10 protein-coding genes and 4 pseudogenes are annotated in these 11,507 nt (G+C 67.4%); 5 read left to right on the top strand and 9 right to left on the bottom strand.

The genetic code is table 11. From position 1 onward, the window contains the following. Window positions 1-209: 209 nt before the first annotated feature. Window positions 210-668: pseudogene (locus AB1460_RS32875) on the top strand (hypothetical protein); the annotation flags it as partial. A 22-nt stretch (window positions 669-690) separates the two neighbouring features. Here the strand turns inward: AB1460_RS32875 and AB1460_RS32870 are convergent. Further along, a complete protein-coding gene (locus AB1460_RS32870; RefSeq protein ID WP_420497432.1) occupies window positions 691-2,331 on the bottom strand; it encodes an ISAzo13 family transposase in 1,641 nt (546 codons plus the stop codon). A gap of 60 nt (window positions 2,332-2,391) precedes the next feature. Here AB1460_RS32870 and AB1460_RS32865 point away from each other — a divergent pair. The 4 genes and pseudogenes from AB1460_RS32865 to AB1460_RS32850 all read left to right on the top strand — a co-directional run. Continuing rightward, a pseudogene (locus tag AB1460_RS32865) lies at window positions 2,392-2,544 on the top strand (transposase); the annotation flags it as partial. A 173-nt stretch (window positions 2,545-2,717) separates the two neighbouring features. Further along, a complete protein-coding gene (locus tag AB1460_RS32860) occupies window positions 2,718-3,317 on the top strand; it encodes a DDE-type integrase/transposase/recombinase (protein WP_368966095.1) in 600 nt (199 codons plus the stop codon). A 193-nt stretch (window positions 3,318-3,510) separates the two neighbouring features. Beyond that, the gene (locus AB1460_RS32855) at window positions 3,511-4,524 is read left to right on the top strand and encodes an IS110 family transposase (RefSeq protein WP_368966093.1); all 1,014 of its coding nucleotides are present in this window, start codon (window positions 3,511-3,513) and stop codon (window positions 4,522-4,524) included. A 117-nt stretch (window positions 4,525-4,641) separates the two neighbouring features. After that, window positions 4,642-4,986, top strand: a pseudogene (locus AB1460_RS32850) (integrase core domain-containing protein); the annotation flags it as partial. Window positions 4,987-5,051: 65 nt separating this feature from the next. Here the strand turns inward: AB1460_RS32850 and AB1460_RS32845 are convergent. The 8 genes and pseudogenes from AB1460_RS32845 to AB1460_RS32810 form a co-directional block, all read right to left on the bottom strand. Beyond that, entirely contained in the window at window positions 5,052-6,134 is a 1,083-nt protein-coding gene (locus AB1460_RS32845; RefSeq protein WP_368966092.1) for a family 43 glycosylhydrolase, read from the bottom strand. Window positions 6,135-6,196: 62 nt separating this feature from the next. Further along, window positions 6,197-7,936 carry a GMC oxidoreductase gene (locus AB1460_RS32840; RefSeq protein WP_368966090.1) on the bottom strand — a complete coding sequence of 580 codons (1,740 nt, stop codon included), beginning with the start codon at window positions 7,934-7,936 and terminating at the stop codon, window positions 6,197-6,199. Beyond that, complete coding sequence (locus AB1460_RS32835) at window positions 7,933-8,958, bottom strand: Gfo/Idh/MocA family protein (RefSeq protein WP_368966088.1); 1,026 nt, start codon at window positions 8,956-8,958, stop codon at window positions 7,933-7,935. The genes AB1460_RS32840 and AB1460_RS32835 overlap by 4 nt, the downstream gene beginning before the upstream one ends. A gap of 5 nt (window positions 8,959-8,963) precedes the next feature. Beyond that, window positions 8,964-9,320 (bottom strand): hypothetical protein, encoded by a 357-nt coding sequence (locus AB1460_RS32830; protein WP_368966086.1) that lies wholly within the window; start codon window positions 9,318-9,320, stop codon window positions 8,964-8,966. Window positions 9,321-9,608: 288 nt separating this feature from the next. Next, a complete protein-coding gene (locus AB1460_RS32825) occupies window positions 9,609-9,821 on the bottom strand; it encodes a hypothetical protein (RefSeq protein ID WP_368966084.1) in 213 nt (70 codons plus the stop codon). 707 nt (window positions 9,822-10,528) lie between these two features. Beyond that, window positions 10,529-10,747 (bottom strand): annotated as a pseudogene (locus AB1460_RS32820) (ISL3 family transposase); the annotation flags it as partial. Window positions 10,748-10,876: 129 nt separating this feature from the next. Continuing rightward, a complete protein-coding gene (locus tag AB1460_RS32815; protein ID WP_368966082.1) occupies window positions 10,877-10,969 on the bottom strand; it encodes a hypothetical protein in 93 nt (30 codons plus the stop codon). Window positions 10,970-11,077: 108 nt separating this feature from the next. Then, a partial coding sequence (locus tag AB1460_RS32810; RefSeq protein ID WP_368966080.1) for a hypothetical protein occupies window positions 11,078-11,507 on the bottom strand: 430 nt, incomplete at its 5' end.

The following is an 11,507-nucleotide window of genomic DNA, read 5'->3' as shown; positions in this document are numbered from 1 at the left end:
GTCGAGCGCGGTGTCGAGCAGCTCCTCGTGGCGCGCCTCGGCCTGCTCGCGGGTGGGACGCCCCGCCCCGCGCCGGGGTGTGGCCACTCCGTCGTGCACGTCACCTCGCTCCGGAGTCCCTCTTGCGCTGGGCCGGTCCATCGATTAATGATACACGCCAGGTGCCTTTTCGAGAGCTCGACCACCCCTACCAGCAGTAAGGATGACCTGTGAGCTCAGCTATCGAGACGCTGACCCGGCTGGTCGATGCGGAGGATCGGTTCGATCACTCCCACATCGAGTTGCGCGAGACGCAGTCAGCCGCCCTGAACGAGCGGTTCCAGGAGCGCAGGGACCGGATCAGGCTGCTGGCCCACCGGGCTCGTGAGTCCGGCACCGCCGAGATCCGCGGTCGCGAGGACATGGTGGGGCTACTCTTCCCCCACAGCGTCTACAAGAGCTACCCGGAGAGCTTCCTGATCGAGGAGCGGTGGGACCGGCTCGGCACATGGCTGGGCACCGTCTCGCCCTATCCGATCAGCCCGATCGACACCTCCGGCATCGACGGCATCGACGACTGGATCGAACGTCTGGCGGCCGCGGGTCACTACGTCTCCTGCTCCAGCGGCACGACAGGCAAGTCGGCGATGCTGCTCGCGTCGGAGCAGGACATGGCCTGGTCTCGCATCAAGGAGCTGCCGGAAAATAACTTCAGGCTTTGATGTTGCTCTTGTCGATCAGGTTGGTGAGGTCCTGGACGGTGGGCGCGGTGATCGGTGCGGGTGGAATGCGCCGGTCGAGGCCTTCGAGGAAGGGGGTCATCGCGTGGATCGCGTCGCTGACGGCGTCGCGGGGTGAGCCCAGCAGCCGGGTGAGCGCCCGGTGCTGGGTCTTCCAGCGGTGGTGGATCACGGTGACCAGCAGCCGGTCGGACAGCGACAGCGGGCCGCGGCGCAGGATGCGGTACCGGGCGTGTTTGTGGTGCAGGCTGATCGGCGGGTGGTCGAGGAGATACTGCTCGACCAGGTCCAGCAGGGTGGTGAAGGTGGGGCGTTCCATGCCCGTGAGGGTCGGATGGTGCAGCCAGTCGGGGGCGCGGTCCTCAGGCTGGGCGCGTTCCTCGTAACGCGGGACGGCGGCCGGTGCCGGCGGCTGTGGTCGCAGGGTGTAGTTCCACTGTCCGTGCCAGTCGTGGGCGGTCAACGGCAGAGTAGCCATGACCTCGTCGGGCACGACGAGGCCGGTGGGGTAGGCGCCGGGGTCGAACTCGGCATGCACGGTCAGCCCGGTGCGGGTGGTGGTCGCCCCGATCGTGTTGACCACGACCTCGTGGCTGGTCAGCGGACGTCCGCGCCAGTTGATGCTGATCCGGGAGAACAGCCTGTGCTCGATGCTGTTCCATTTCGAGGTTCCCGGTGGGAAGTGGCAGACGGTCACCTCCAGGCCGGCCGTGTGGGCGAAGTCGGCCAGTCCGGTCTTCCACGCCCGGACCCGGTAGCCGTTCGCCCCGCCGGCATCGGCGGTGATCAGCAGCTTGTTCGCCTGTGGGTAGCGGTGCCGGCCTTCCCCGTCCCACCAGCGGCGCAGGGTCGCCACCGCGAACGCGGCGGTGTCCCCGTCGCAGCCGACCGCCACCCAGCCGGTGTCGGCGGCCAGGTCGTAGACCCCGTAGGGCACCGCTTTGGGCGCGTTCTTCTCGGGAAAATCATGAGTTCGTACCGGCACCGGCTGCCCGGTGCGGTGCCATTCCCGGCCGGCGACCGCATAGTCGCCGAGGACCTCCTTCTTCTTGGTGTCCACGCTGAGGACCGGCTGCCCGGCCGCTGTGAACTCACGCACCCGGTCGTTGATATAGCGGAACTGGCCGTCCCGGTCGGGATGGCGGGTGCCCTCGGTCGTCCGCGACGTGCCCTGCAGGGAGAACCCCTCCTGCTTGAGTAACCGGGCCACGGTGTCCGCTCCGACCTGGTGGCCCTGCCGGGTCAGCTCGGCTGCCAGGGCACGGGTCGATTTCACCGTCCACCGCAGCGCCGACTCCGGGTCCCCGCGCTGGTCGGGCTCGACCAGCGCCAGCAGCGCGCCGACCAGCCGCGGATCCTTCTCCCGCAACAGCCGCCGTCCCGCGCCCGCCGAGCGCGTACGGCCGGTCGGCGGTTCTCCCAGGCCCAGCTCGGCCACCCCACGCGAGACGGTGTCCTCCGAGACCCCCGCCGCCCGGGCCACCAGACGGATCCCGCCGTGCCCCAACGCCCTGGCATCCGCCCCCAGCACCAGCCGCCGCCGACGCTCGTCCAGATGCGGCAGCAACACCGCGAACTTCTCCGCCAGGAACTCCTCGGTCCCCTCCTTCACCCCCCGGACCCTACCCACTCAGAACACGGTCAAAAACCGGAGTAATTTTCCGGCAGCTCCCTGGGAACCCCGGCACGTCTCCCGAAAACCAGCCACCCCGGCCCCGGACGCCCACCCGGAGGCCGCAACACCCCCGCTCCACGCCACCGACTCGGGTCAGAACTTCGCAAAACAGGCATACCAGCAAAGCCGAGACGCAAGAAGAAAGGTTAAATCTCAAGCTTGGAGCAGATTTCCGGGAGCACGGACACCGAGAAGCAGTAGATCAGGTCCTGAACGGTGCTTTTGGCGAGCTGCGTGCCGCGGGGGTGTCGGTGAAACAGGCGTGCGCCTATACAGGCCGGTCGAGGGCGACGCATTACCGTCATGCCGCTGGTGGTGGCCGGTTGCATGGCCCGTGGCCGGCGCGCAAGGCTCCGCCGGCGGCGCTGAGCGACACCGAACGTGCGCAGGTGTTGGCGGTGCTGGCCCGGGCCGAGTACCAGGATCTGGCGATCCCGCAGGTCTGGGCCCGTGAGCTGGACGCCGGCCGGTACTGGTGCTCGCTGTCGACGATGTACCGGATCGCCCGCGCGGCCGGGCAGACTCGGGAACGCCGGGCGCAGGCGACCCACCCGCCCCGGGTCCTCCCGGAGCTGTCCGCGACCGGACCGGACGAGATCTGGTCGTGGGACATCACCGCGTTGAAGGGCCCGGAGAAAGGCGTCTGGTACAAGCTGTACGTGATCCTCGACATCTACTCCCGGTATGTGACCGGCTGGCTTGTGGCCGCCGCCGAGGATGCCGTGGTCGCGAAGGACTTCCTCGCCGACGCCATCGCTCGGAACGGGGCCGCACCGCGGGCGATCCACGCGGACCGTGGTGGAGCGATGGTCTCCAAGCAGGTATCCGAGCTTCTCGTCGAGTTGGGGGTGCATCGGTCGCATTCACGGCCGCGGACCTCGAATGACTGCGAGCATCATGTTGTTGCTGCCGCGCTGGCCTGACCCGTCAAACGACCGGCCCTTCGGGTGCCTTTGGGTTGATCTGTCGGCCATCGCGGTGGCGGCCTGTGGACCGTCGGCCAGGCGGGCAGTGACCTGATAGGAGCCTGATCGCAGCAGGGTCTCATCGCAGTCCTGTCCGCCCGCCTGACCGGCGGGATGCGACCGGTGATCTGTGAAGGAGATCCACCAGCCAATGCCCAGCATGACGCTTTCCCGCGACGATGTCATCGTCGGCGTGGACACCCATAAGGATCAGCATGTCGCAGTACTCCTCGATGGCCTCGGAGGCCACCTCGCGGACCTGGTGATCCCGGCCACCGCGACGGCCTACGCCAAACTCCTCGCGTTCTGCCTCGAAATCCTGCAATCTCCCGGGCGGCTGGTCGCGTTCGGCGTTGAGGGGACCGGATCCTACGGACGCGGGCTGGCGGGCTTCCTACGGAAACGCGGCTACGAGGTTCGGGAGGTCAGCCGGCCGCCACGTAGCGGCGTGCGTCGCCACGCCGGGAAGAGCGACACGATCGACGCCGAGCACGCGGCCCGCCAGGTCGCCGCCGGCGTCGTGACGGCGATCCCGAAGACAGCCGATGGCGCGGTCGAGGCACTGCGTCTGATCAAGGTTGCTCGGGACACCGCGGTGAAAGCCCAGTCAGCAACCATGATCACTCTCAAGGCGACGTTGGTGACCGCCGATGACGAGCTCCGAGGCGCTCTCGAACCGCTCACCGATCACCGACTCATCGAGGCCTGCGCGGCGCTGGAGTGCGTGGGCGCGCCAACCACGCCCACGAAGGCGATGCTGCACGTCCTGGCGTCGTTGGCACGGCGGTGGCTGAGTCTGCACGACGAGGTCAAGTCACTGGGCTGGCACCTCAAGCAGCAGACAAAGACCGTCGCGCCGCGCTTGGTCGAGGCTGTCGGGATCGGCCCTGACACAGCCGCCGAGATGCTGCTCGCCGCAGGCGACAACAACGACCGTATCCGCTCAGAATCGGCGTTCGCGAAACTCTGCGGTGTCAGCCCTATCCCCGCATCTTCCGGGAAGACACATCGCCATCGACTTAACCGAGGCGGCAACCGGCAGGCGAATGCCGCGCTTTACCGCACCGTCATCGTGCGCATGCGGTGGCATCACCGCCTACCATCGACTACGTCGACCGGCGCACTGCCGAGGGGCTCACAAAGCGAGAGATTATCCGCCGCCTGAAGCGCTATGTCGCCCGAGAAGTATATCGACTCCTGCCGCCACCAGGTGCGCCCGAGAAAATCGACGTCGCGAACTCCGTTCCGCCTCCTCGGGCTACTTGACATCTATAGGAGCATCAATCCCTATTCCGAGGCGCAGTTCAAAACTTTGAAGTACAGCTACGATTTCCCGGGCCGGTTCGGGTCGCTGGTCGATGCGCGGGCCTTCTGTGAGGGATTTTTCACCGCCTACAACCACGACCATCGCCATTCCGGGATCGGGTTCCGCACTCCCGCCTCGGTCCACTTCGGCACCGCCGAGCAGGTCCAGGCCCACCGTCAGGTCACCCTCGACCGCGCCCGCGCGGCGCACCCCGAGCGGTTCGGCCGCCGGCCACGGCCGCCCCGGCTACCGGAGACCGTGTGGATCAACCAGCCAGTTCCGAGCCAATCGACCAACGATCAACTGTCTCAGTTGACTTGACACCTACCGTGCAGCCGGTCGGCTTTCATCGCGGATCCTCGGTGCTGATGGACGTTGTGGCACCCTCAGGCGAAGTCGTGGGGGTTCCATTCGTCGAGCCAGGCGATGGACGGGCGGTCGTCGTCGAAGCGGATCGGTAGCCACACGTAGTCGGCGATCGCTGTGTTCTCGCCGCGCACCGCCGCCATCACCGTCTGATCGTTGCCGGTTGAGGGTGGCGTGTCGCCGCGCGCCATCGCCGCGACAACGTCGTAGACGTTGGGCATGTCCTCCGGCAGTTGCGGGAGCCATCGGTCAGCGAGGGCGATGTAGAGGTCGTTCTTGTGGGGGTGCTTGAACACGGAGCTGATCTGCGACCGGTACGAGGTGCGTGAGGCGTCGTGGGGATGTGCGTCGCCGAGGACGGTGAACGGCCCGTGGTGGCTGCGACCGAAGGCGACCTCGGAGAAGTTGGGGAAGTAGCCGGTCGTGCCCGAGGTGATGAGGTAGTGGAATCCGCCGCGCTCGAAGTGAGCGGGTGCCTCGCGGGTGAACGGCGGCCCGGGGTGTGGGAAGTGGCTGCTGTAGTTCCCTGTGACGTCGGTGTAGTCGTCGGTGAGTTCGGCGCAGATGAGCTCGGTGTGCACCTTCTCGAAGTAGTAGTAGGCGTTGCCTGTCTTCGGGTCGACAGTTAGATCGAAGTCGCCGGCGTCGAAGCCACACGGCCGCAACCCGGTGCGTACGATTTCGTAGGGTCCCAGCAGGTCGTTGGCGACGAGGACGGTGGCGGTTTGGGTCTGCTGGCTGTCTCTACTCATGATCTTCAGCCAGCACACGTACTTCCCCGTGCGCTCGTTGAACAGGATGTGTGGCCTGTCCATCATCTGTGCTGGATGCAGCGGCGAGGTGGGGTCGTCGGTCACGGGCGGGATGATGAGGCCCCGGTCGGCCCAGGTGACCAGGTCGGATGACGAGTAGGCCCGCACGCCCCAGTGCCAGTTGCCGCTGCCCGGTGTCGTCCTCTCCTTGTTCTCGCCGTACCAGTAGAACAGGCCGTCGGCGCCCGTGATGATCGAGCCCCCGTGGGCCTGGATGCGCCGGCCCGCGGTGTCGAGCCAGACCTGGCCGGGCCGGATCGTTGGCCACACGTCGGTGTTCGCCGGGGTCATTGATCTCCTTCATTATCAGCCGGGTTCGACTGTCGTGCATTCTGGTCGTGCGTTACTCGTGGTTATCCGCTGGCGGCGATGTGTGCTGCGGTTCGCCAGGCGAGGGCCATGATGGTCAGGACGGGGTTGGCGCCGCCGTTGGTGACGTGGAGGCTTGCGTCGGCGACGTATACGCGGTCTGTTCCCCAGACTTTGCCGAACGGGTCGGTTGCGCCGTGGCGGGGTGAGTCGGACATGCGCGCGGTGCCGGCCTGGTGCTGGCCCGCGGAGAGTGTCGTTTCCTTCATCGGGCCGATCTGCCAGGTTTGGCGGGCGTCGGATGCGCGTAGCCATTCCTCGGCTCGGTCGGTGAGGAACGCGACGGTTCGGAGGTCCTCGGGGTGATGGAAACCTTCGAGTCGGGCCACAGGGAGGCCGAGGTGGTCGGTCACGCCTGACGCCAACCGAACGCGTGCGCTGCGAGTCGTCACTTCCTGGACCGGCCCGGAGACCATGCCGGTGTGGCGGTAGCTCTCCGCCATGGCGCGACGCGCGTACGCCTGGCTGACGTCGGGGGAAAGGCCCATGAGGCGGGTCATGAAGAAGTGCATGACGGGGAGCCTGACGAAGTCATCCCCGAGCAGGCCACCGCCGATGACGCTGTCGTTTCCGTGGGCGAAGCGTCTGGTCGCGATGGACGGGCCTGGTCCGAGTCCGTCGTGGACCGGCTCGTCGAACACGCCGAGCGCGCCTGCGTAGAGGTGTCCTTGGAGGCAGTCGCCGACCCAGTCGTTGCCCAGGCCGCTGAGCTGGAGCAGCCTGGCGGTCTCGACCGCGCCGCCGGCGAGCACGACCGTTTCGGCGCGGATGACACGTGACGCGCCGCCGGCGGCGATCTCGACGTCGCCAGCGGCGGATACCCGCGTGACCTGCGCGCCAACAGTCAGGTCGGCGCCGAGGTCGACGGCGCGGGGCAGGACGGTGCTGTGGGTGCCGTTGCGGGCATCGACGGGGCAGGTGAAGCCGACACACATCCCGCAGCGGATGCATGCGGCCCGGCCAGCGCGGGGTCGGGTGTTCAGCAGCAGCGGAGTTGGTCCCGTCTGCCATCCGAGCCTGTCGGCGCCGGCCGCGAGCGCGGCGGCCAGAGCGGTCGGCGGGAACGGCGGCATCGGGTAGTCGCGTTTGCGGTGCGCGTCGTCGGGGTGCGGGCGGCCGGCCACGCCGAGTTCCCATTCCACCTGGTCGTAGAACGGTTGGAGGTCGTCGTAGGTGATCGGCCAGTCCGCGAGCGCGGATCCTTCCGGGACGCCGTACAGGGAGGCCATCCGGAAGTCCTCGGGTCGGAACCGCCAGGCCTGGGCGCCGAAGAACCGGGTGCCGCCTCCGACGGTGATTGCGTTGTGGTGGTAGCGGCCGTCCTCGGACTCGACGGCGATCTCGCCGTCGTCGCCGAGGACGGCCCGGGGGTGCCCGGGGGGCGTGTCGAGGTCGCCCCCGAGGAAGAACCGATGGTTGCGGATGTGGTCGGTCGCGAGGTCGCCCGCGCCATACCACTGGCCACGTTCGACGACGAGCACGGATGCTCCCGCGGACGCGAGCACGAATGCGGCGACGCCGCCACCGGCTCCGCTTCCCACGACGACCGCGTCGTAACGTTCACGCAGGTCAGGCAATGCCCGCGTCCGCGGGCGGGCCACGACCGGTGTGTCGACGGCCGGTGGCCCGAGCGGATAGGAGACGTACCCGACCTCTTCCCAGCTGCCCGCGTCGGGGTCGGCGTAGAAGTCGAGCAGCGAACGGTGTGAAGAGGGACGGTTCATCGGGCTCGCCTTCGGTCGGAGGCTCCTGCGTGGACTGGAACCGACGAGCGCGAACGCGCCGCGCTCGTGAGTACTTGGGCGTGGATGGCGTCGAGGGTGGAGGCGAGGGCGATGGTCTCGTCCAGCGGCATCACCGGGCTTTCGGTGAGTCCTTCGGTGAGGCAGCGGTGCACTTCGGCGATCTCGAACTGCAGCCCGTTGCCCTCGTAGGAGCCGTCGATGTGTTCGGCACCGCCGGGGCGGGTGGTGACGGTGAGGGCGTTCGGGCAGTGCATGAACGCTGGGAGGTCGATCGATCCGCCGGTGCCCGCGATGCGCGCCGTGCACGACATGGTCACCCGGATCGCCGCTTTGACCACGCCAAGCGCGCCGCAGGCATGACGGAGCACCGCGGCGACCTGCTCGTCGACTCCGGTCTCGCCGATGACACCGGCTGCAGCGACGTGTTCGGCTGAGCCGAGCACGAGCGAGCAGAGCTGGATCGGGTAGATGCCCAGGTCGAGCAGAGCACCGCCACCCAGATCCGGGTCGAACAGGCGATGCTCCGGGCGCACCGGCCACCGCATCCCGAAGTCTGCCTCCACCAGCAGCGGTTCGCCGATGCGTCCGCTGGCGAGCACGTCGACCAGGGAGCGGTAGGCCGGCAGGAACCGACTCCAGATCGCCTCCATCAGGAACAGTCCGCGGCCGCGGGCGTGTTCGGCCATCCGCCGGGCCTGTCGGGCGTCGAGCGCGAACGGTTTTTCGCACAGGACGTGCTTGCCGGCCTCCAGGAAGGCGACGGTGTCCTGCTCGTGCCGCGACGCCGGGGTCGCCACGTAGACCACGTCGACGTCGGGGTCGATGGCGAGCGCGGCGTAGTCGCCGTACCTGGTCGGGATCCCGAACCTGTCGCCGAAGGCCGTGGCGCGCTCAGTCGAGCGTGACGCCACCGCGACGATCTCTCCGTCGTCGACCAACCGCATCGCTTCCGCGAACCCGGCCGCGATCTCGCCCGGTCCCACCACACCCCAACGAATCATGGTGGTCATCCTTTTCGGTTTTGTGGGAGGGCTATTTCGATTTCCCTGGGATGGTGTCGGGCGCGTCGACGAGTTGCCAGACGGAGCAGGCCCGGGTGTAGGCGGTGTACCGGCAGATCGTGACGTCGTCCACGAACCAGGATTCTGGTGCCGAAGGCGTAGCCCTTGGTCGAGCGTTCGCCTTCGTCGAAGATCTGGTTCGCCACGGCTTCACTCATTTTCAGGGCCTTGGCGACGAGCGCCTCGTCGCCGGTGCTGCGGCCGATGTGAACGGCGGCGGCCGTGGCCATGTACGTGGTGCCGGGCCACACGTCGCCGATTTTTTCCGGGATGTAGCGGCCGGGTGGCTGGATGTAGTCCATCGGGACGTGCTTCAGGTCTGTGTTCACCATGACGGGTGGACCGGGCGGGGTTGCCGGCCTTGTAGGTCGTCCACCCGAATGGGCAGAGCGTCGCGTAGGTGCCGTCGTCGGGGCTCAGCTGCTTCCATGTCGAGAGCACGCCACCGAAGTTCCCCTGCGGGGCGATGTTGTCGTGCCGGGTGGCGAGGGTCCTGACGGTCGGGCCGCCTGACGCCCTCGACCTGCTCGCGGACATGGAACGCCACCTGCGGGAGGGTGCGCCTCTCCCAGAAGTTCGACGACTGCGAGCTACTCATGTTCCACAGCCCCGAAGGTCCCGAACAGGTTGTAGTAGAACGAGCCGACGCCGCCGAGCGGGATACCCAGACCAGGCACGCCCAGCCCGCCGATGAGGGTCTGCAGGCCCGTAGGCTCACCCGTAGCGCACTCATGGTCGCCGATGGTGGCGCAGGGACCCGCACCGGCGAGGCCCCGGTCGCGGACATATGCCGCTTCGGGCACCCTCCAGGACTCCGGCCCCCCGCCGGACGTCGACGGCTTACGCGAGCATCCGGCGAACCCACCTGCGTCGACGACACCGGCGGCAGATAAGACACCTCCGAGGAGGAACGTCCTCCCTCGAAGCGCCATGTCACCACGTGCAGCGTTCAGTTCAGCGTCATCTGGCGACTTCATCCGACCATCGCTCCATGTCAACTACTCAGAGTCATTTTCCCGAGGGCATCGCACTGCCAGCGCGCGAGTCCTCGCCGGAGCCGCGCCCCGTCCAGCGCGCAGCCCACGACACGTCTTACCGACAGGGCTGTAGGTTTATCGGGAGGTTCCTGATCGTGTCAACCCCGCTGGGAGTGCCAGGCTGATGCCGCCGAAGAAGGGCGCACTGAACCACTGCGGCGTCGCCCGGCGGCAAGCAGATCCTCGACGCCGCCGTCGAGCTGTTCGCCCGGCAGGGCTACCGCGGGACCCGACTGTTGGAGCTAGTGCCGGACCCGCCAACGTCGGCCTGTCCAGCCGGGGTGAGGCAGGCCCATGACCAGCACATTTGACATCACCAAAGCGGGAAGACGTTGTCGGAAGCGGCACTAGCCGAGCGCATCGGCATCAGCCACCCCGGGATCCTCCACCACTTCGCCACCAAGCAAGATCCCGTCGCGACGAATACTGAAACCCAAGGCACCGCAGGGAGTCAGTTATCAGGAAGCGCCGACACGCACCAGCCGTTCCGGCTCTGTCGCCCGCGCGTAGCGCTTGACCGTGTTCAGACCGAGGTTGAGCCGCCGGGCGCAATCGAGCAGACCGACACCCTGATCGAGCAGGTCATGGACCTGCGATCCGCGTTCCCGGGTCGTCTGCGCGCGGGGGCCGTCGTTCGGTGGCGGGCCGACCTTCGCCCAGCAGCCGCTGTGCGCGGCGACCTCGGTGAGCACGACACGGGAGAGGCGTGCCACAGAGCACTGGTGGGCCGCCGGCGAGGTGCCCGCGGGTGCGGGTCCTTTTCCGGCGGCCCCCAGCCCGAACGACGCATGCGACTTTCACCGCACGTCGCTCTCCAGTGACTACGACGTGAGCTGCGGGATCGGCTTTCCGGTGTGGATGGCGTCGTGGCAGGAACGGCAGACCACGAGAGTCTTGCGTCGCCGTCGTGCCATGTCGGCCGCCTATTCCGGCTGTGATTGTCCCGGACGTTCAAGTTCTGACAGTCTCTGGACGTGGTGCGCGGTGATGCCGTCCGGCCTGGTAGGCAGGATCAACTGGAGTCAGGACGGTTTCTTCACCGCAATTTCGCTGACCGCGTCGTAGAGCGACCAGACAGAGCGGGTTCGCGTGTATCCCGGAAACCGGGAGATAAGGTGATCGTCCACGAACCAGCTCTCGGGGGTTGCGAAGGCGTAACCGTTGCTCTCGACGTCATAGATCTGGATCGCGCATCCCTCGCCGAGCTGCAACGCCTTTTCCGTAATTTCCTTGTCCTTGACCTTGGCACCGATTCGGAACGCTCCCGCGGCGGCCAGAAAAGCGATGCCCGGGATCACTTCGTTGATTTCCGTGGTCCTCAGCGAGTAACTGGTCAGGTCTCGTAGATCGTCGGTTTTTGGTTTCGTGGCAGGCTGGGGCTCTTCGATGACCCGGCGACCCGGGGGTGTTGGCGCCGCGTGGTTGACCAGACCGTAGGGTCCGGGTGTGTCC

This window comes from Parafrankia sp. FMc2, assembly GCF_041008525.1.
In the GTDB taxonomy this organism is placed as follows: Bacteria; Actinomycetota; Actinomycetes; order Frankiales; family Frankiaceae; genus Parafrankia.
This window is presented reverse-complemented; position numbering and strand designations above follow the sequence as displayed.

Excerpts from the sequence above, each read along its gene's own strand:
- AB1460_RS32855 (WP_368966093.1), top strand. The coding sequence starts at position 3,511 with ATGCCCAGCATGACGCTTTCCCGCGACGATGTCATCGTCGGCGTGGAC.
- AB1460_RS32845 (WP_368966092.1), bottom strand. The coding sequence starts at position 6,134 with ATGACCCCGGCGAACACCGACGTGTGGCCAACGATCCGGCCCGGCCAG.
- AB1460_RS32840 (WP_368966090.1), bottom strand. The coding sequence starts at position 7,936 with ATGAACCGTCCCTCTTCACACCGTTCGCTGCTCGACTTCTACGCCGAC.
- AB1460_RS32835 (WP_368966088.1), bottom strand. The coding sequence starts at position 8,958 with ATGATTCGTTGGGGTGTGGTGGGACCGGGCGAGATCGCGGCCGGGTTC.
- AB1460_RS32830 (WP_368966086.1), bottom strand. The coding sequence starts at position 9,320 with ATGGACTACATCCAGCCACCCGGCCGCTACATCCCGGAAAAAATCGGC.
- AB1460_RS32815 (WP_368966082.1), bottom strand. The coding sequence starts at position 10,969 with ATGGCACGACGGCGACGCAAGACTCTCGTGGTCTGCCGTTCCTGCCAC.